This window comes from Streptomyces sp. NPDC085524 (assembly GCF_044541755.1).
In the GTDB taxonomy this organism is placed as follows: domain Bacteria; phylum Actinomycetota; class Actinomycetes; order Streptomycetales; family Streptomycetaceae; genus Streptomyces.
This window is the reverse complement of sequence record NZ_JBITTH010000014.1, coordinates 1-19728: the sequence shown is the minus strand read 5'-3', so window position 1 is coordinate 19728 and position 19728 is coordinate 1. Positions and strand designations below refer to the sequence as shown.

Below are 19728 nucleotides of genomic sequence, written 5' to 3'. Positions count from 1 at the left end.
ATTCTGACGCGGAGGAACGATCGGTGGAGGCGCTGTCGGTGGGAGGCGGATCGGCGGTGATGGACAGGGACGGCGTCGACCGCGCCCTGGCCAGACTCGGCGCGGAGCACGAGGCGGTCGAGACCTCGCTGCTCGCGCTCCAGGACCACGCCGGGCGCCGGCTGCTGGAGGGGGCCGAGCTGACCGGGCTCACCAAGGAGCGCTGGGCGGCCACGGAGGCCGACATCACCCGGCTGTGGACGTACTTCGACGCCTACAGCGGGGCCCTGGGCGCCGCCCGGCAGATCCGGGAGCGGCGCCGCTGGCCCGGCCGCGAGGACCTCGTCGAGCTCACCGAGCGGCTGCGCGGGCCCGGCGTGCTGATCGCCGGCGCCGCTGCGGAGGGCGCCGCGCTCGCGGAGCGGCTCTCGCTCGCCGAGCTGGTGGCCCGGATGAACGACCTGTACGCGCGCTCGCTGGACGTGGTGGTGGCCGCCGACGCGGTGTGGTCGGCGCTGCCCGCCCGCATCGACCTGCTCGCCGCCGAACTGCACCGCACCCGCTCGCTGGCCCACTCGGTGGGGGTGCGCCCCGGGGAGCACCCCTCGGGCGACGACCTGGAGGACATCACCGCCGAGCTGACGGAGCTGCGGGCCCGGGTGATCGCCGACCCGCTGGCGTTCTGGCAGCCCGCGGCGGGCAGCTCGGCCCCCGGCGGCGGCCGCCCGGACACCGGGCGCTACGACCGGGCCGCGCTCGCGCTGGAGGACGTACGCCGTGAGGTCGAGGCGGTGCTGGACGTACGGCAGGACGCCGAGCAGCGGCTGATCAGCCTGCGGGACGTGCTCTCGCGGGCGGACCGGACCCTGTCGGAGGCGCGGACCGCGCGCGGCGAGGTGCTGGCGAAGATCGCCGCGTCGGAGGTGCCCGCGGTCAGCGGCCCGCCCACGGTGCTCCAGGAACAGCTCGCCGCGGCGGCCGAGCACCGGCGGCACGCCCGCTGGCACCGGCTCTCGCCGCTGCTGGAATCCCTGGAGGAACGGGCCGAGGAGGAACTGCGCAGGGCCCGCGAATCGTTGACCGCTGTGACGGCTCCGCTGGCGGTGCGGGCGGAGCTGCGCGGGCGGTTGGACGCGTACAAGGCGAAGGTGGCACGGCACGGCATGGCGGAGGACCCTCTGCTGATGGAACGGTACGACACGGCCCGGCGGATGCTGTGGAGCGCTCCTTGCGATCTGCGCGTCGCCGAGCAGGCCGTCCTGCGCTACCAGCAGGCGACGGCGGAGGCCCTGCAGGCCGCGGAGACTCCCGGAAAGGACGGCGCATGAGCCTGGTGGGAACGGCATGCCTGCGCCCCGGCTGCCCGGGGACGTACGAGGACATGGGCGAGGGCGACCTGTACTGCGACACCTGCGGACTGGCGCCGGTGGGCGCGGCCCTGGCGGGTGCGGAGGAGCTGGTGTCGCCGCCGACCGCGATGACGAGCGCGGCCCGGGGCGCCGCCGGCTCGTCGGGGTCGCAGGGGTCGCAGGGCTCCGGCTCTTCGCGTTCCTCCTCCTCGGCGTCGACGTCGGCGCGTTCCTCGCGTTCGTCGCGCTCGTCTTCGTCCCGCCGCTCCGTGTCGGGGCGGCTGTCGCGCGCGCTGTCGGGGGCGGCGTCGACCCGCTCGGTGTCGGTGCGCAGTACGGGCCTGTCCGTCTCGGCGTCGGGGCGCAACCAGCTCGGCGCCGGGCTGGTCAAGGTGCCCGAGGTGCCGCGGCCGGACCCCTCGACGGCGGTCCTGGAGAACCCGGAGGTGCCGGAGCGCAAGCGGTTCTGCTCGCGTTCGGACTGCGGGGCTCCGGTGGGCCGGGCGCGCGGTGACCGCCCCGGCCGGACGGAAGGGTTCTGCACGAAGTGCGGGCACCCGTACTCCTTCGTGCCGAAGCTGCACGCGGGTGACGTGGTGCGCGGCCAGTACGAGGTGGCGGGCTGCCTGGCCCACGGCGGGCTCGGCTGGGTGTACCTGGCGGTGGACCGGGCGGTCTCGGACCGGTGGGTGGTGCTCAAGGGCCTGCTGGACACCGGGGACCAGGACGCGATGGAGGCCGCGATATCGGAGCGGCGCTTCCTCGCGGAGATCGAGCACTCCAACATCGTGCGGATCTACAACTTCGTGGAGCACCTGGACCAGCGGACCGGTTCGCTGGACGGGTACATCGTCATGGAGTACGTCGGCGGCAAATCGCTGAAGGAGATCGCGAACGAGCGGCGCCGGCCGGACGGGCGGCGCGATCCGCTGCCGGTGGAGCAGGCGTGCGCGTACGGCATCGAGGCGCTGGAGGCGCTGGGCCACCTGCACAGCCGCAACCTCCTGTACTGCGACTTCAAGGTCGACAACGCGATCCAGCAGCAGCACCAGCTGAAGCTGATCGACATGGGCGCGGTGCGGCGGATGGACGACGACGAGTCGGCGATCTACGGCACGGTGGGCTACCAGGCGCCCGAAGTCGCGGAGCTGGGGCCGTCGGTGGCCTCCGACCTCTACACGGTGGCGCGGACGCTGGCCGTCCTGACCTTCGACTTCCAGGGCTACACGAACATCTTCGTGGACTCGCTGCCCGACCCCGAGCACATCGAGGTCTTCCAGCGGTACGAGTCCTTCTACCGGCTGCTGGTCCGGGCGACCGACCCGGACCCGGGGCGGCGGTTCGCGTCCGCGCAGGAGATGGCGGACCAGCTGACGGGTGTGCTGCGCGAGGTGGTCGCCCTCCAGACGGGCCGGCCGCGGCCGCAGCTGTCGACGCTGTTCGGGCCCGAGACCCGGGTCCCGGACACCCGGCTCTTCGCGGACACGGCGGAGACGGCCGTCTCCCACCTGGGCCTGCGGGCCGTGGCCTCCCGGCGGGGCGGCGGACTGCGCGGCCTCCTGGGCCGCGCCCCCGCCACCCCGGCCCACTCCGCCGCAACCCCGCCGGGCGGCGCAGCGGTCACGCCGACGCCCGCATCCGGCGTTCTCCCGCTTCCAGCGGGAGCGCATGCGCCGGGAGCGCCGGCGGGCGCGGGCCACGGCTCGACGGGAGCAGCCGGTGCACGGGGACACGCCCCCGGCGGCACCCCGCTGCCCGCCGCGGCCGGCGGGGCCGTGCCCGGGCTCGGGAGCACGGCCACGCACGTGTCGGGGGTGCCGGGGGTGCCGGGGCAGCGGCAGGCGACGGCCGCCCCACCCGCACCGGCCTCGCCGCCCGCGGCGGTCCCCGTCGCCCCGGCCCCCTCCGCGGGAGCGAGACGGCTCGACACCCGCGGGACCGCGCTGGCGCTGCCCGTGCCGCTCGTGGACGCGGGCGATCCCAACGCGGGGTTCCTGGCGGGCCTGATGGCCTCCGCGCCCGGTGAACTCCTGACCGCCCTCGGCGCGGCACCGGCCGACTCCGCCGAACTGCGGCTGCGCCGGCTGCGGGCCCACCTCGAACTGGGCGAACTGCCGGAGGCGTCCCGCACGCTGACGGACCTGGAGGAACTGCACCCGGACGACTGGCGCGTCGTGTGGGCCCGCGGCATCGCCTCGCTGGCCACCGGGGACGACGAGATCGCGGCCCTGTCCTTCGACGCGATCTACGACGCCTTCCCGGGCGAACCCGCGCCGAAGCTGGCCCTGGGGCTGTGCGCGGAGGTGCTGGGGCAGCTGGACAACGCCGCCGAGTACTACCGCCTGGTGTGGAGCACCGACCCGGGGTTCGTCAGCGCGGCCTTCGGCCTGGCCCGGGTCCAGCTGGCGGCCGGCGACCGGGACGGAGCCGTGCTCACGCTGGAATCCGTACCGGAGGCGTCCATCCACTACACCGCCGCCCGGGTGGCGGCCGTACGCGCACGTCTGCGCGACCGGTCCCCGCAGGAGCCGCTGCTGGCCGATCTGACGGCCGCCGCCGACCAGGTGGAGGCGCTGCGGCGGTTCGGTCTCGACCCCGAGCGCCACGAACGGCTCGCCACCGAAGTTCTGGGCTCGGCCCTGGACTGGGTACTGTCGGGTAGCCGGGGTTCCGACCCCGGTCGGACCTCGCTGCTCGGCAGTCAACTGGACGAGCGGGGCCTGCGCTTCGGGCTGGAGCGCTCGTACCGCGTGCTCGCGCGGCTGGCGCAGCGGGGCGAGGAGAGGATCGAACTGGTGGAACGGGCAAACCGTTTCCGTCCCCGGACGTGGGTGTGAGTGATGTCGATGCATCGGCCGTCGGGCTGCCCCAGCTGCGCGGAACCCCTGGAGGAGGGTGACCGTTTCTGCGGAGTCTGCGGATACGCCGTCACCGCCCCTCCCCCGGCGGAGTCCGCGGACCGCCCGACGATCGCGCTCCCACCTGCACCGCCGGCCGCGGCGGCGCAGGCCGCGCCCGCTGTTGCACCGCCCGCCGGGCCTGCCCCGGCCGGTTACGCCGCTCCGGCCCCCGGCTGGGGCTCGGTGGCCTCCGCCGCGCCGACCCTGGTCGACGCCCCGGCCGAGTCGGCGTGGGCCCCGGAGGGTTCGGTCGAGCACGCGCACGGCGGCGCTCCGGAGGGGCCGCAGGCCAGGTACGACCTGCCCGGCGGGGGCACGCCCCCGGAGGGGACCGCCTGGGGCCCGGCCGAGACCCCGTACGCCGAGACCCCGTACACGGAAACGCCGTACGCGGAAACCCCGTACGCCGAGGCCCCGTACGAAGCCTCGTACGAAGCCCCGCACGAGGCCCCCGCCGAAGCCCCGCAGGGGACCGGCAAGACCTGCGTCGCCTGCCGCGCCGGCCACGTGGACACCGACGGGTACTGCGAGCACTGCGGGCACGCGCAGCCGCGCGAGCGCGACCACCTGGAGGAGGAGCTCGGCAGCGTCGCCGCCGTCAGCGACCGGGGCCTGCGCCACCACCGCAACGAGGACTCGTTCGCCGTGGCGGCCACCGCCCTGCCCGACGGCTCCACCGCCACCGTGGCCATCGTCTGCGACGGCGTCTCCTCCGCCAGCCGCCCAGACGAGGCATCCGCCGCCGCGGCCGGCGCCGCCAACGAGGCGCTGCTCGACGCGCTCCCCCGGGGCGCCCACCCCCAGGAGGCCATGCACTCCGCGATCCTCGCCGCCGCGGCGGCGGTGAACGCGCTGGCCCCCGAGGTCCCCGGCGCGCAGAACGCCCCGGCGTGCACCCTGGTCGGCGCCGTCGTCGGCAGCGGCCTGCTGACCGTCGGCTGGGTCGGCGACAGCCGCGCCTACTGGGTGCCGGACGACCGGGCCGCGCTCCCGCGCCGCCTCACCGAGGACGACTCCTGGGCCGCCCAGATGGTCGCGGCGGGCCTGATGGGCGAGGCCGAGGCGTACGCCGACGTCCGCGCGCACGCCATCACCGGCTGGCTCGGGGCCGACGCGTACGACCTCGAACCGCACACCGCCACCTTCAAGCCGGACCACCCCGGCGTGGTCGTGGTCTGCACCGACGGCCTGTGGAACTACGCGGAGTCCGCGCGGGAGATGGCCCAGGTGCTGCCCGCCGACGCCGCGGTCCGGCCGCTGCACAGTGCGCAGGTCCTGGTGGGCCACGCCCTGGACGGCGGCGGCCACGACAACGTCACCGTGGCCGTGGTGCCGTTCACCACGCCCGCGCAGCCGTCGCCCGAAGCGGCTCAGGCACAGGCGCAGGCACAAGCACCGGCGCAGACGCATGCGGAACCGGAGTCCGGGACAGGAACGGAAGCGGAAGCGCGTCCCTAAGCCGGACCCCAGGTCCGACCCGCCTGCCCGCCTGCCTGCCTGCCCGCCCGCCTGCCCGCCCGAGTCCCTAGGAGTCCAGTCGATGGCGAACTTCGCCAAGCCGAGCGCCCCGCGCTTCAGCGTGGAGGTGTACCAGAACGAGTTCCTCCCGGAGGGCGGGCGGGAGGTCCACGCCATCGTGACGGTGACCGCCACCGGTGGCGCCGCCGCCACCACCCGTGCGGGCATCGACCGGGGCACGGCCGCCGTCGTGATCATGGTCGACTGCTCGGGGTCGATGGAGTACCCGCCGGACAAGATGCGCGGGGCGCGCGAGGCCACGGCCGCCGCGATCGACACCCTGCGCGACGGCACCTCGTTCGCCGTGATCGCCGGTACGCACGTGGCGAAGGAGGTCTACCCGGGCCAGGGCCGCCTCGCCGTCGCCGATCCGGCCAGCCGGGCCCAGGCCAAGGAGGCCCTGCGCGGGCTCACCTCCGGCGGCGGCACCGCCATCGGCACCTGGCTGCGCCTCGCCGACGGCCTGCTGCGGAGCTCCACCGCCGCGATCCGGCACGGCATCCTGCTCACCGACGGCCGCAACGAGCACGAGGAGCCGGCCGTGCTCCGCGCCACCCTCGACGCCTGCGCCGGCCGCTTCACCTGCGACGCGCGCGGTGTGGGCACCGACTGGGAGGTCAAGGAGGTCACCGGCATCGCGAGCGCCCTGCTCGGCTCCGCCGACATCGTGGCCGATCCGGCCCACCTCGCCGAGGACTTCACGCGCATGATGGAGAACGTCATGGGCAAGGAGGTCGCGGACGTCGCGCTGCGCCTGTGGACCCCGGTCGGCGTGGAGGTCCAGTACGTGAAGCAGGTCGCGCCCACCCTCCAGGACCTGACCGGCCGCCGTACGGAGGCCGGACCGCGGGCGGGCGACTACCCGACCGGCTCGTGGGGCGACGAGTCCCGCGAGTACCACGTGTGCGTCCGCGTCCCCGCCGCGTCCGTGGGCCAGGAGATGCTCGCGGCCCGTGCCTCGCTCGTCCTCCCGGCGGCGGCGCCCGGCGAACCGGCGACCACGCTCGCCCAGGGGCTGGTGCGTGCGGTGTGGACGGACGATCTGGCCGCGTCCACGGCCATGAACCCGCAGGTCGCGCACTACACGGGACAGGCGGAGCTGGCGCAGGCTATCCAGCAGGGCCTCGAAGCCCGCAAACTGGGCGATGTCGGCGGCGCGACGGCCAAGCTCGGACGCGCCGTGCAACTGGCCAGTGCGTCCGGAAACGCCGACACTGCGAAGCTTCTGGCGAAGGTGGTGGATGTCGTGGATGCGGTGGCGGGTACTGTGCGGCTGAAAGCGAAGGTGGCCGACGCCGACGAGATGACCCTCGACACGCGATCGACGCAGACCGTCCGAGTGAAGAAGACCTGAGAAGACCTGCGGCGAAGACGCAGGGAGAAGAAGGGGGAAGTGCCGTCATGCCGACCTGCCCGAACGGGCACCAGTCCGCCTCCGACGACTGGTGCGAGGTGTGCGGCCACCGCATGGCGGCCCAGGAGACGCCGCCCGCGGCGCCCTCCTACGGCTACGGCTTCCCCCCGACCGGTGGTGCCGCGACCATGCAGGCCGAGCTCTGCCCGGAGTGCCGCACCCCGCGCGAGGCCATGGCCCCGTTCTGCGAGGAATGCCGGTACAACTTCCTGACGCGGACGCCCACCGCGGGCACCGGCCCCCGGACCGGTGCCACGCCGCCGCCCCCGCCGCCCGTTCCGGCGCCGCCTGCCTACTCCCAGGACCACTTCGAGTACCAGGGCTCGCGGCCGTCCCGGGTGAACCGGCCGGCCGAGCCGCTCCAGCGCGAGGACGACTGGATGCTGCCGCCGCCCGCGCACGAGGCGCCGCAGGAGTACCAGCAGCCCGCGCAGCAGCAGTACCAGCAGCAGCCCCCGGCGCCGCCGCAGTCCCCGCAGCAGCACGAGTACCAGCAGCAGGTGCCGCCGCAGTCCCCGCAGCAGCAGTTCACGCCCCAGTACCAGCAGCAGCCCCCGCAGCAGCCGTTCCCGGCTCAGGGCGGTGCCTGGTCCGCGACGATCGGCCCCGACCGCTCGTACTTCATGGCGATGATGCAGCGCAGCGGCCCCGAGGCGGCCGGGCTCAACCTGCCGGCGTACTCCCCGGAGCAGCACCTCCCGCTCTCCGGCGGCCAGATCACCATCGGCCGCCGCCGCGCCTCCACGGGCGAGTCGCCCGACATCGACCTGTCGGTGCCCCCGGAGGACCCGGGCGTCTCGCACGCGCACGCCGTGCTCGTCCAGCAGCCCGACCAGAGCTGGGCGGTGGTGGACCAGAACTCCACCAACGGGACCACCATCAACGGCGGCGAGGAGCCGATCCAGCCCTACGTGCCGGTGCCGCTCGCCGACGGCGACCGCGTCCACGTGGGTGCCTGGACCACGATCACCATCCGCCGGGGCTGATTCAGCCCTCCCCCAGGGGCCATACGTAGGGCCCCTGGGGGTCGTCGAGCCACGACCACTGGCCGTCGGCGCTGACGGTGACCCCGAAGCGCTCACGGCCCGGCCGGTCCTCCCGGCGCCACAGGTCCAGCGCCTCGCGGGGGTGCAGTACGCCGTCGGTCAGCACCAGCATGAACTGGAAGCGCTCGTTCTCGACCATCTCGTACGGGAGCCCGTGCCCCTCCACGATCTCGGTGGGTGACGGCGCGGCCGTGGCCCCGCGCAGCGGGACGAAATAGGCCGGGGTGTGCAGGAAGCGGCCCTCGGCGAAGCCGGCGTCCCGGACGGTGAGGTCGATCAGCCCCGTCGACAGCGGGGCCAGGATCCGCGCCCCGGGCCGGCATTGGCCGAGCCAGGCGACGGGGATCATCGGCAGCGCGCAGGTGACCATGATCCGGTCGAAGGGGGCCCGGGAGGGGCAGCCGCGCGCGCCGTCCCCGGTGACCACGGCCGGGTGGTAGCCGAGCAGGGCCAGGTGGGCCTTGGCGGACTCGGTGATCTCCTCGTCCAGGTCGACGGTGGTGACGTGCTCGTCGCCCAGGCGGTGGCAGAGCAGGGCGGCGTTGTAGCCGGTGCCCGCGCCGATCTCCAGGACGTCGTCGCCGTCGGCCGGCTCCAGGGCCGTCAGCATCTTCGCCATCAGTGAGGGCTGGCTGCTGGAGGAGACCAGCCGGCCGTCGCGCAGCCGGGTGGCGAGGGGGGTGTCGGCGTAGACGCCGCGCAGCCAGCGGGCCCGCTGCTCGGGGTCGGGGTCCTCGGCCCACAGCCGCTCGTGTCCGGCGCCGCGGCCGGTCCAGAAGTACGGCACGAACACGTCCCGGGGCACGGCGGTGAAGGCCGCGCGCCACCGCGGGTCCTCCAGCACCCCGGCGGCGGTCAGCTCCCGCACCTGGGCGGCGTGGGCGGTCTCCCGCAGGTCCCGTACCGCGGTGGTGCGTGAGGTGTGTGCGCCCATGTCTCCACTGTGCTGCGCGGGCGCCCGGGAAGCGACTGCGGGGCCTGGTGGCGGGGGCCGGGGATGGGTCCTAGGACCCCGGTCCTGCGTCCGGGCGTCTGAGACGATGGTCGGGTGAATGAGATTCCGCAGGGCACGCTTCAGGAGCAGACGTTCTACGAGCAGGTGGGCGGCGAGGAGACCTTCCGCCGCCTGGTCCGGCGCTTCTACGAGGGGGTCGCCGAAGACCCGCTGCTGCGCCCGATGTACCCGGAGGAGGACCTGGGCCCCGCCGAGGAGCGGTTCGCGCTGTTCCTGATGCAGTACTGGGGGGGTCCGACCACGTACAGCCAGCACCGCGGGCACCCGCGGCTGCGGATGCGGCACGCCCCGTTCCAGGTGGACTCGGCGGCGCACGACGCCTGGCTGCGGCACATGCGGGTCGCGCTGGACGAGCTGGGGCTGGCGCCGGAGCACGACGCGCAGCTGTGGAAGTACCTGACCTACGCGGCCGCCTCGATGATCAACACCGCGGGCTGATCCGGACGCGGAACCGCACCCCCAAGCGGAACGCGAGGGGGGTGCGGTGCGGAGCCGGGCGGCCTAGACCGGCCGGACCTGGAGGGCGCCCAGGCCGCCGGCGGCGCCGGGGCGGCGCATGGCGACGGAGCCGTACGGGGTGCGCAGCCGCAGCCAGCTCCCGGCGGCGAGCAGCGCCACCGGGTCGTGGGCGGCAGAGCTCTCGCCGGCGGGCCCGCCGGCGGCCACGGCGGACCGGACGGGCCGCAGGAAGCCCAGGGACTGCGCGGCGTGCACGGCGCGCAGCGGGAGTTCGGTGTCGCCCAGCGTCCGGGACCAGATGTCGCGGCCGATGCGGTCGCGCTCGGAGCGGGTACGGTGCTGCGGGGGCAGGGCCTCGTCACGGGCCCGGAACTCGGCGACGGCCGCCGCGACGGCCGCCCTCATCTGCTCGGGCGCGGGCAGCCCGGGAACCTGCTGCCAGCCGCCGCGGGGCGGGAGCACACCGGTCCAGGGCGGGCCGGTGACCGCGCCGGGCACGGCGGCCGCGGCCGAGGCCTCGTCCACGTGCTCCAGGAACTCACCGGCGGAGACCGTCAGGTCCAGGGGCGTCGCGACCGGCTCGGCGAGCCGCACCGTGCGGACGGCGAGGACCTCGAAGGACGGGGGCCGTCCGAAAACGGCGAGCGCGCCGCCGCCCGCCTGGAGGCGGACCGCGGCGGCGCGGTCGTAGTGCACCAGCCGGCCCAGGAAGGCGGCGAGGTCCGCCGCCTCCCCGGAGTCGGCGAAGCGCAACTGCTCGTTCATGCCGCGAGGCGCCCTTCGGAAGCCGGTTCGGGGGCCTTCGGCTTGTCGAGGTACTCCTCCAGGAAGTGCCTCTCCTCGGCGGTGATGCGGCGGGGCCGCCCCTCGGCGAGGTTGTACGGGACGACCACGGTCTCGGCGCGCACGTAGACCGTCTCGGGCGCGTCCTCGGTCGCCTCGTCCTTGACCTCGTAGCGGATGGTCAGGGACGCGGCGCCTATCCGGGTCACCCAGGATTCGATGAGGACCGGCTCGTGACGGTGCACGAGGGGCAGCTTGTAGTCGATCTCGTGGCGGGCCACGACGGAGCCGCCCGTGAAGGACTCACTGCCCTCCCCCGGCGCGAGGCGGAACATGAAGTCGATCCGCGCCTCCTCCAGGTAGCGGAGGAAGACGACGTTGTTGACGTGCCCGAAAGCATCCATGTCCGCCCAGCGCAGGGGGCACCGGTAGTGGTGTCTGGCCATGATTCTTCCGGCCTCAGCCTCGGGTGAGCTTCTTGTAGGTGGCGCGGTGCGGACGGGTGGCGTCCGGGCCGAGCCGCTCGATCTTGTTCTTCTCGTAGGACTCGAAGTTGCCCTCGAACCAGAACCACTTCGAGTCGCCCTCGTACGCCAGGATGTGCGTGGCCACTCGGTCCAGGAACCAGCGGTCGTGGGAGACGACCACGGCCGCACCGGGGAACTCCAGGAGGGCGTTCTCCAGCGAACCCAGGGTCTCGACGTCGAGGTCGTTGGTGGGCTCGTCGAGGAGCAGCAGGTTGCCACCCTGCTTGAGGGTCAGCGCGAGGTTCAGGCGGTTGCGCTCACCGCCGGAGAGCACGCCGGCCGGCTTCTGCTGGTCCGGGCCCTTGAAGCCGAAGGCGCTGACGTAGGCGCGGGACGGCATCTCGACGTTGCCGACGTTGATGTAGTCCAGCTCGTCCGACACGACCGCCCAGAGGGTCTTCTTGGGGTCGATGTTGGCGCGGCCCTGGTCGACGTACGAGATCTTGACGGTCTCGCCGACCTTGATCTCACCGGAGTCCGGCGTCTCCAGGCCCTGGATCATCTTGAAGAGCGTGGTCTTGCCGGCGCCGTTGGGGCCGATGATGCCGACGATGCCGTTGCGCGGCAGCGTGAAGGACAGGTCGTCGATGAGGACCTTGTCACCGAACGCCTTGGAGAGGTTGTTGACCTCGACCACGATCGAGCCCAGACGCGGGCCCGGCGGGATCTGGATCTCCTCGAAGTCCAGCTTCCGCATCTTGTCGGCCTCGGCCGCCATCTCCTCGTAGCGGGCGAGGCGGGCCTTGGACTTGGCCTGGCGGCCCTTGGCGTTGGAGCGGACCCACTCCAGCTCTTCCTTGAGGCGCTTGGCGCGCTTCTCGTCCTTCTTGCCCTCGACCTTGAGGCGCTCGGCCTTCTTCTCCAGGTAGGTGGAGTAGTTGCCCTCGTAGGGGTGGGCGCGGCCGCGGTCGAGCTCGAGGATCCACTCGGCGACGTTGTCGAGGAAGTAGCGGTCGTGGGTCACGGCCACGACGGCGCCCTTGTACTGGGCCAGGTGCTGCTCCAGCCAGTTCACGGACTCGGCGTCGAGGTGGTTGGTGGGCTCGTCGAGGAGCAGCAGGTCGGGGGCCTCGAGCAGCAGCTTGCAGAGGGCCACGCGGCGCTTCTCACCACCGGAGAGGTTGGTGACGGGCCAGTCGCCGGGCGGGCAGCCCAGGGCGTCCATGGCCTGCTCCAGCTGGGCGTCCAGGTCCCACGCGTTGGCGTGGTCCAGGTCGTCCTGGAGCTTGCCCATCTCCTCCATCAGCTCGTCGGTGTAGTTCGTCGCCATTTCCTCGGCGATCGCGTTGAACCGGTTGAGCTTCTGCTTGATCGGGCCGACGCCGTCCTCGACGTTCTCCAGGACGGTCTTGGACTCGTCGAGCTTCGGCTCCTGCATGAGGATGCCGACGGAGTAGCCGGGAGAGAGGAAGGCGTCGCCGTTGGACGGCTGCTCGATGCCCGCCATGATCTTCAGAACGGTGGACTTACCGGCACCGTTCGGACCGACCACACCGATCTTCGCGCCGGGCAGGAAGTTCAGGAAGACGTCGTCAAGGATGACCTTGTCGCCGTGTGCCTTGCGCGTCTTGCGCATGGTGTAGATGAACTCAGCCAAGAGAAACCGTCCGGCAGATCGATGGTGGGCAGATACACCCCATACTGCCTGACGTCCACCCCGCGGGGGAAACTCGAATGGTCAGGGGACCTGAGCCGGGCTCCCGCCGCGGAGGGGGCCTGCGGCCCCGGCCTCCGTCGGTCAAGGAGGTGGAGCCGACGGTGGCTCCGGTCCCCGTCACCACGGCACGGAACTCGCCCTGCCAGGTTCAGATCAAGATCGGGGGCGATGTCCGCGAACCCGGTCCGGGCCGCGCCGCCGCGGGGCAGGATGGCCCGTGAACCGGGGCCACGGCCTCACGGAGAGCGATGTACGGAGGTTTGGTGGAGAACGCCCTGCTCGCCCTCGCGGGCGCGGTCGTCGCGGTGACGGGAACGCTCCTCGCGCCGATCCTTTCCCAGCGCGTACTGGGCCGCGTCCAGGCGGAGCAGTTCGACCGCCAGCAGCGCGTGGCCGAGGCCCAGTGGGAGCGGGAGCAGCGCCTGGCCGAGGCGGACAAGCGGCGCGCCTGCTACGTGACGGCCAACTCCGGCTACCGCCGCTACCGCATCGAGCTGATGAAGTACCTGTGGCTCGTCCACAAGGGCGGGGTGACCCCCGAGGCCAGGGCGGAGCTGGAAGAGGCGCGGCACGCGATGCACGCCGCCTTCGCCGAGGCCCAGATGGTCGCCTCGGACGCGGTCCTGGCGGAGCTGGACGCCCTGACGCAGGTCCTCGCCGGGGCGTACAGCCGCACCATGAGGCTGGAGGAGGGCCGGCCCTGGCCCGAGGGCGGGTCGTTCGAGGAGATCCAGGCCGTGCTGCTGCGCCTGGGGGACCAGTGGAAGGGCATGCGGGCCGCGATGCGCGCCGACCTGGGCGTGACCCCGGGCCCCGTCCGTGCCGACTACCCGGCCCTCGACGCCTGAGCCCCCCGGCTAGGCCTCCTCCTCGTCCTGGGGGCGCTTGCGGAGGAGGAGGACCACCAGGCCGCCCAGGACCACCAGGCCGACCGCCAGTGAGGCGATGACCGGGGTGGCCGCCGAGCTGCCGCTGGTGGCCAGGCGTTCCTCCTCGGGGGTCGCCGGGGAAGCGGGGGCCGCCCGGCCGCCCAGGGTCGTGATGCCCCCCGGGTCGGCGGTGGCACCCGCCTGGGGCGCCGGGGGCTGCGGCCACTGCGCCTCGGCGACGGCCGTGGACGCGGACTCGCTGGAGCCGGCCACGACCTGGGCCTGGGCCGGCACCTCGCTGGTGAAGACACGGCCGACCGGCACCTTCGTGGCCCCGTGGACGGTGACCGAGGCCGTCCCGTCGGGCGTGCCCGCGGGCACCTCGAAGTACAGCCGGGTGCCGTGGACGGCGGTGTCCAGCGGCCGCCCCTCGGCGTCCACCACCCGCACGCCCATCGCGAGGGCCGCGGCGTCGGGCACGACGGAGACGCTCCGCGCCCCGGTGCGCACGGTCACCGGGCCGATCCGGGTGCCCACCGCCCCCGAGACCTCGCCGGGGTCCAGCGCGAGCGAAGCCGGCGGCTCCGGCAGCCGCGCGGCCGCCTTCTGGAGGTAGTCGGCGAGCTTCTCCGCCGCCGGGTCCGCCGCCTCGACCTGGACCTTGTCCGCCAGCCGCCAGATCGCCACCTGGGTCCCGGCCGCCGCGCTCTCCGCGGTGAGCGTGCCGGCCCCGGCCGCCTTGGCGAGCCCGGCCAGGTCGTTCAGCTGGGGGTAGGAGTGCTCCAGGACCCAGCGGATCCGGCCCGCGTCCCCGTTCCCGGCGAGCGGGCTGCCGCTCCAGCCGCTCTCCGTGTACCGGGCCTGGGGCTGCGCGTTGCCCGCCACGCCCACCCCGTACGTCTGGAGCATGCCGCCGCCGTCGACCCGCATCTCGTAGAGCCCGGCCGGGATCTGCCGCACGGAGCCGTCGCCGGAGCGCAGGACCGCCTGCCCGTACGTCTTCAGCCCGTCCAGGACGGCACTCGCGCCCTCCGGCGCCCGGGGTGCCACCGGGCCGGAGTCGGCTGCCGCCCGGGCGCCGGGCGCGGCGGTGAGGGCCGCGGCCAGCAGGGCCACTGCCAGCGGGCGTCGTGTGGAGCCCCGTACGGAAGGTGCAGGATCAGGAGCGGAGGATGCGGGAACGGAAATCGACACAGTCTTCCCCTTCGGGCCGTGAAAGACCCAGGTGCCCGTGAGTACCGGCGAATCCTATCCGTCTCGAACACTCAGCCCACCGCCGCCTTCTGATTGGGCATCAGTGGGGTCTCCGTCTTCACCACGCGCCGGAAGGCGGCGGTCCCCCGGTTGAGGTCGTGTCCGATGGCCGTCGCGTCGATGTCGGCCGAGAACCACCGGTTGCCCTCCCCGTCCGCCGGGTCGTCGCGCACCCGCAGCCTCCCGTGCACCACCAGCGGTTCGCCGACCGACACGGAACCGGCCAGGTTCACGGCGAGGGATCGCCGCGCCCACACCGTGTAGAAGCTGGTCGCCCCGTCGGTCCAGGTGTCCGTGCGCCGGTCGAAGTACCTCGGCGTCACCGCGAACCGGAACCTCGCCGACGGGCCGCCCGGCGTCTCCCTGAAGTCGATCCGCGTCGCCACGCAGCCCACCAGCGTCACCTGGGTGTCGTTCATCCCGGCCGCCCTCCCCCTCGCACCGTGCCCGCGCGGACCATCCGTACGGGCTACGGATCATGCTGGGGCGCGGGGCCGACACCCGCTCCGGCCTGTGGACTACTGGCGGGTTGTGGACAACTTCGTCCCCCCTGCGGCGACGGTGGCGTACTGCTCGCGCACCTCGCGGTAGCGCAGCAGTTCCGCCGCCACCGGTTCCAGCACCCGGGCCCGCCCGCATCCGGCCGCGGCCTGGCGCAGCTTGCGTTCCGCGTCCTGCCCGTAGCGCCGCGCCGGGCCCCGGGCGGCGATCGAGCAGGCCCATTCCACGAGCGGCCCGCCGATGATGCCCGCCACCATCAGCAGCACGGGCGGCAGCAGCTTCGGCTCCAGGACCCCGACGATCTGCCCGACCAGCCACAGCCCGCCGAAGATCTGGAGCAGCGTCATGGCCGCCTGGCCCAGCACCGCCGCCGGCCACCACGCGGGCCGCGGGGGCTTGGCGTTCGGCACCGCGACCGCCGCGCCCAGGGTCACCGCGATCTCGTCCAGCTCCTCCGGGAGCCGCTCGCCGCCGCGCACCGCGGTCTCCCTCACCGCCTGCGCCCACGGCTCGGGCAGGCCGGTGACGGCCTCGTCGGCGACGGCCCGCACGGCCTGCTCCACGCGCTGGCGCGCGGTCACCTCCTCCTCGACGGGGGCCTGCACGGCGGCGGTGCCCCGGCCGCCGATCACCGCCAGTGCGGCCAGGCCCGCCAGGGTGCGGGGGGCGCGGCGGCTCTCGTACCACCGCCACAGCCGCAACCACGGCGTCCCGCACGCCCGGCCCGCGTTGCGCCGCCAGGCCCGCTCGGCGGCGAGACCCGCCGCATACGCCCCGACGGCCTCGGCGAGCCGGTCCTCGAACTCGGTGCGCGCCGCCTCCCCGATCTCCGGCCCCGGGTGCCCGTCGGCCACGTACAGCGGGCGGAGCCGCACGGCGGCGCGGTCCACGTCGGCGGAGATCCGCCTGGTCGCGGCGCCCTTCTCCTGGGTGAACTGTGCGAGGAGTTCGCGCAGCTCCCCGACGCCTTCACCCGTAAGGGCGGAAAGTCCGAGCACCGTGGCTCCCGGCTCCCCGTGCTCGCCGAGTGCGATCCCGTCCTCGTCGAGCAGCCGCCGCAGGTCGTCCAGTACGAGGTCCGCGGACTCGCCGGCCAGTCTGTCGACCTGGTTCAGCACGACGAAGGTGACCTCCGCGTGCCCGGCGAGCGGCCGCAGGTAGCGCTCGTGCAGGACGGCGTCCGCGTACTTCTCCGGGTCCACGACCCACACCACTGCGTCGACCAGTGCCAGGACGCGGTCCACGTGGTCGCGGTGCGCGCCGACCGCCGAGTCCAGGTCGGGCAGGTCCACGAGGACCATGCCGCGCAGGGCCCCCGCCCCCGAGGTCTCGCGGGGCCGGCGGCGCAGCCGGCCCGGGATCTCCAGCCGGTCCAGCAGTCCGGCGGCTCCGTCCGACCAGCTGCACGCGATGGGTGCGGCGGTGGTGGGCCTGCGGAGCCCGGTTTCGGAGATCTGCACTCCGGCGAGTGAATTGAACAGCGTGGACTTGCCGCTTCCGGTGGCTCCGGCGATCGCGACGACCGTGTGCTGCGGTGACAGCCCGCGGCGCGCGGCCGCCTCGTCCAGGACCCGGCCGGCTTCGGCGAGGGTCTTGCCGTCGAGGATGCGGGTCCGGGAGAGGCCGACGAGCTGGCGCAGTGCGTCGAGGCGCGCCCTCAGGGCCTGGGCCTCGGGGCTGAGCGGGGGCGCGGCCGATTTGCCGCCGTCGCTGCCGGCGCCGGAGACGGCCCGTACGAGTGCCTCGTCGCCGTCCTCGCCCGTGCCGTCCTCGCCCTCGTCCACCTCCGCCCGGCGCGAGCGCGCGATCAGTCCGTCGTCCCAGCGGTCGTCGGTGCGGTCGCGGTCCGGGTCGGTCAGGGCGCTCACCGCGTCACCTCTCCTTCTGCAGTACGGACAGTGCGGCGATGAGCTCGGCCTGTGGCTCCGGGGTCACTTCGAGTGCTTCCAGGGGGGCGAGCCGGCGGTCGCGTTCGGCGCGCAGCACCTGGTCGAGGTGGTCGGCGACCAGTTCGGCACCCCGGTCGCGCAGCCGCAGGGCGGCCTGGGCGCCGATCCGTTCGGCGAGCCGCTCCCCCGCGGGGCGGGCCCGCTTGCCGCCGAGGAGGGCGGCGGCGAGCAGGGCGGCGACGCCTTCGGGGTCGGGGGCGGGCTGCCGGTCGAGGCCGGACACCTCTTCCTCGGCGAGTTCCTCCAGTACGCGCCGCCAGCGCCGGACGGCCATGCCGATGCGTTCGCCGGCTTCCCTGTCGGGGGCGGGCAGTGACAGGGCTCCGGAGGCGGGCTCGCGCCTCCAGGCGTCGGCGATGCGCTCGTCGGCGGCGGCGACGGCGCACTGGACCAGCGCGCCGAGGGAGTCGGCGAGGGAGTCGAGCAGTTCGGCGGCGCTGGTGTCGAGGGGGTAGCCGCGCCAGCGGGTGAGGGCGTCCCCGGCCAGTACGGCGCCGTGGTCGAGGCGGCCCTGGATCCGCTTCCCCTCCTTCTTGTACGCGTCCTCGACGGCGCCGGTCAGCCGTACGGCTGCGGCGTGCTGGGCGGCGACGGCCGAGGCGAGCTCCGGCATCCGCCGCGAGAGGGAGTCGAGCGCGCCGAGGGCGGTCCGCCCGACGGCGTACTGGCGGGCGGCCGGATCCTGCGCGTGGTGGGCGAGCCAGGCGGAGAGGGGTGCGACGGCGCTGGCGGGGAGCAGCCCGCCGCCGCCCGTCGATTCGGGCAGCTCCGGCACGGTGAAGCGGGGTACGTCGCCCAGCCCGGCCCGGGTGAGGAGGGCGGCGTACTGCCGTGAAACCTCGGCGAGCACCTGGTGCGGGACCCGGTCGAGGACGGTGATGAGCGTGGCCTTGTACTGCTTGGCGGTGCGCAGCAGGTGCCAGGGGACGGCGTCGGCGTACCGCGAGGCGGTGGTGACCATCACCCAGACGTCGGCGGCGCAGATGAGCTGGGCCGCGAGGTTGCGGTTCTCGACGACGAGGGAGTCGATGTCGGGGGCGTCGAGGAGGGCGAGGCCGCGGGGCAGGGTGGAGACGGTCTCGATCCGCATCTCGCGGATCAGGTGGCCGGGGCCGGGGCCGCGTCCCGTGTCGCGGGGGGATTTCCGCGGTGCGGGCGGTCCTTCGTCCTCGTCGTGCGGGACCCAGAGCCGCATCAGGTCGGGCAGCACGCGCATCCCCGCGAACCAGTGGTGGTCGTCGGGGTGGCAGACGAGCACGGGGATGCGGGTCGTCGGCCGGAGCACGCCGGCTTCACTCACCTGGCGGCCGACGAGGGAGTTGACGAGGGTGGACTTACCGGCTCCGGTGGACCCGCCGACGACGGCGAGCATCGGCGCCTCGGGCGCCTTCAGCCGGGGTACGAGGTAGTCGTCGAGCTGCGCGAGCAGCTCGGCTCTGGTCTGGCGGGCGCGTGGGGCGCCGGGCAGGGGCAGCGGCAGACGCACGGACGCGACCCGGTCGCGCAGGGCGGACAGGGCATCGAGCAGCTGAGGCCGAACATCCAAGGTCACCACATGCGAAGAATGCCCAATTTAGGACCATTTTTGAAGCTTATAAGTCCTCTGCGCGCCGAGCGCTACCCCAGAAGACATCCTGGACACAGTGGACGAGTGGGGCGCAGGCATAACGAGTGCACAACACCAAGGGCGCGGCGGCGCAAAAGCGGTGCGGGAATCGCACCTGCCTGCGATTATCGGGACCGCTTCACCGAACCTACACATCGTGGCACGCGGGTGAAGCAGCCGGGACAAGGCAGCCGGAGCCCTATCCTTGACCCGGCGCGGCCCACCGCGGCCACCTTCCGGCCCCCGTAGCTCAGTGGATAGAGCAGGTGCCTTCTAAGCACTTGGCCGCAGGTTCGAGTCCTGCCGGGGGCACACCTTCTCCACCGCACCACCCGGCCCGGCAGCGGCCGTCTCCACGTCCTGGGTGACGGAGACCCGCCGGGAGACCCCGATCGGCCGCTCCCCGCCCTGGACCACCTCGACGTCCGGCGGACGGCCCGGCACAGGCACCGACCCCATCGACCGTGATCGTTTCGCTGCCGTCCCCGGAAGTTGCGAGGGGAGCGATACGTGGCAGCGAACCAGGCACGGAGCAGGCCTTGTTGCCCTCGATGCGGCCGGGCGAGGCGGACGACGTCCAGGGCGTGAAGCGTGTGCTGCATGCCCTGGACGACCGATCCGTGTCAGCGTGCGTTGAAGTACTTCGCTTCGGGGTGGTGGATGACGATCGCGTCGGTGGACTGCTCGGGGTGGAGCTGGAACTCCTCCGAGAGGTGGACCCCGATCCGCTCCGGCTGGAGCAGCTCGGCGATCTTCGCCCGGTCCTCCAGGTCGGGGCAGGCACCGTAGCCGAGGGAGAAGCGGGCGCCGCGGTACTTCAGGTCGAACATGTCCTCGACCTTCGCCGGGTCCTCGCCGCCGAAACCGAGCTCGGCACGGACCCGTGCGTGCCAGTACTCGGC

The 19728-nt window shown here is 73.8% G+C and carries 16 protein-coding genes and 1 tRNA gene; 8 read left to right on the top strand and 9 right to left on the bottom strand.

All coding sequences use genetic code 11. The annotated features are described in order from the left end of the window. The first annotated feature begins 59 nt into the window (after positions 1-59). The 5 genes from ACIGFK_RS22090 to ACIGFK_RS22070 all read left to right on the top strand — a co-directional run bounded on the left by ACIGFK_RS22090 (position 60) and on the right by ACIGFK_RS22070 (position 8146). On the top strand, positions 60-1307 hold the full coding sequence (locus tag ACIGFK_RS22090) for a hypothetical protein (protein ID WP_376657614.1): 1248 nt from the start codon (positions 60-62) through the stop codon (positions 1305-1307). Next, the gene (locus ACIGFK_RS22085; RefSeq protein WP_376657599.1) at positions 1304-4165 is read left to right on the top strand and encodes a tetratricopeptide repeat protein; all 2862 of its coding nucleotides are present in this window, start codon (positions 1304-1306) and stop codon (positions 4163-4165) included. The genes ACIGFK_RS22090 and ACIGFK_RS22085 overlap by 4 nt, the downstream gene beginning before the upstream one ends. Before the next feature lie 3 nt (positions 4166-4168). Further along, complete coding sequence (locus ACIGFK_RS22080) at positions 4169-5686, top strand: protein phosphatase 2C domain-containing protein (RefSeq protein ID WP_386471073.1); 1518 nt, start codon at positions 4169-4171, stop codon at positions 5684-5686. A gap of 82 nt (positions 5687-5768) precedes the next feature. Continuing rightward, positions 5769-7100, top strand: coding sequence for a VWA domain-containing protein (locus tag ACIGFK_RS22075; protein WP_376657601.1), 1332 nt, complete (start codon positions 5769-5771; stop codon positions 7098-7100). Between the two features lie 47 nt (positions 7101-7147). Then, positions 7148-8146, top strand: a complete 999-nt coding sequence (locus tag ACIGFK_RS22070; protein WP_386471076.1) for an FHA domain-containing protein — start codon at positions 7148-7150, stop codon at positions 8144-8146. Position 8147: 1 nt separating this feature from the next. On the opposite strand, the gene ACIGFK_RS22065 is transcribed toward ACIGFK_RS22070, so the two are convergent. Beyond that, positions 8148-9140, bottom strand: coding sequence for a methyltransferase domain-containing protein (locus tag ACIGFK_RS22065; protein WP_376657603.1), 993 nt, complete (start codon positions 9138-9140; stop codon positions 8148-8150). A 114-nt stretch (positions 9141-9254) separates the two neighbouring features. Between ACIGFK_RS22065 and ACIGFK_RS22060 the strand changes: the two genes are divergently transcribed. Beyond that, complete coding sequence (locus tag ACIGFK_RS22060; RefSeq protein ID WP_376657604.1) at positions 9255-9659, top strand: globin; 405 nt, start codon at positions 9255-9257, stop codon at positions 9657-9659. A 63-nt stretch (positions 9660-9722) separates the two neighbouring features. Here ACIGFK_RS22060 and ACIGFK_RS22055 read toward each other — a convergent pair whose 3' ends face one another. The 3 genes from ACIGFK_RS22055 to ettA are packed head-to-tail and all read right to left on the bottom strand — an operon-like array spanning position 9723 to position 12587. After that, a complete protein-coding gene (locus ACIGFK_RS22055; RefSeq protein WP_386471080.1) occupies positions 9723-10445 on the bottom strand; it encodes a hypothetical protein in 723 nt (240 codons plus the stop codon). After that, entirely contained in the window at positions 10442-10909 is a 468-nt protein-coding gene (locus ACIGFK_RS22050) for an acyl-CoA thioesterase (protein ID WP_376657606.1), read from the bottom strand. Before ACIGFK_RS22050 ends, ACIGFK_RS22055 begins: the two co-directional genes overlap by 4 nt. A 13-nt stretch (positions 10910-10922) precedes the next feature. Next, positions 10923-12587, bottom strand: coding sequence for an energy-dependent translational throttle protein EttA (ettA, locus tag ACIGFK_RS22045; protein WP_078848321.1), 1665 nt, complete (start codon positions 12585-12587; stop codon positions 10923-10925). 308 nt (positions 12588-12895) lie between these two features. On the opposite strand from ettA, the gene ACIGFK_RS22040 reads away from it, so the two are divergent. Beyond that, a complete protein-coding gene (locus ACIGFK_RS22040; RefSeq protein WP_376657607.1) occupies positions 12896-13495 on the top strand; it encodes a hypothetical protein in 600 nt (199 codons plus the stop codon). Positions 13496-13504: 9 nt separating this feature from the next. On the opposite strand, the gene ACIGFK_RS22035 is transcribed toward ACIGFK_RS22040, so the two are convergent. From ACIGFK_RS22035 to ACIGFK_RS22020, 4 genes are all read right to left on the bottom strand, one after another. After that, complete coding sequence (locus tag ACIGFK_RS22035; protein WP_376657608.1) at positions 13505-14632, bottom strand: thioester domain-containing protein; 1128 nt, start codon at positions 14630-14632, stop codon at positions 13505-13507. Between the two features lie 149 nt (positions 14633-14781). Next, positions 14782-15189, bottom strand: coding sequence for a single-stranded DNA-binding protein (locus tag ACIGFK_RS22030; protein ID WP_376657609.1), 408 nt, complete (start codon positions 15187-15189; stop codon positions 14782-14784). 99 nt (positions 15190-15288) lie between these two features. Continuing rightward, positions 15289-17139: a GTPase gene (locus ACIGFK_RS22025; protein WP_376657610.1), complete on the bottom strand. Its 1851-nt coding sequence runs from the start codon at positions 17137-17139 to the stop codon at positions 15289-15291. A 4-nt stretch (positions 17140-17143) separates the two neighbouring features. Next, positions 17144-18766 (bottom strand): dynamin family protein, encoded by a 1623-nt coding sequence (locus ACIGFK_RS22020; protein ID WP_376657611.1) that lies wholly within the window; start codon positions 18764-18766, stop codon positions 17144-17146. Between the two features lie 299 nt (positions 18767-19065). Here ACIGFK_RS22020 and ACIGFK_RS22015 point away from each other — a divergent pair. Further along, positions 19066-19138, top strand: a tRNA-Arg gene (locus ACIGFK_RS22015). Positions 19139-19449: 311 nt separating this feature from the next. Here the strand turns inward: ACIGFK_RS22015 and ACIGFK_RS22010 are convergent. Beyond that, a partial coding sequence (locus tag ACIGFK_RS22010) for a vitamin B12 dependent-methionine synthase activation domain-containing protein (RefSeq protein WP_400053221.1) occupies positions 19450-19728 on the bottom strand: 279 nt, incomplete at its 5' end.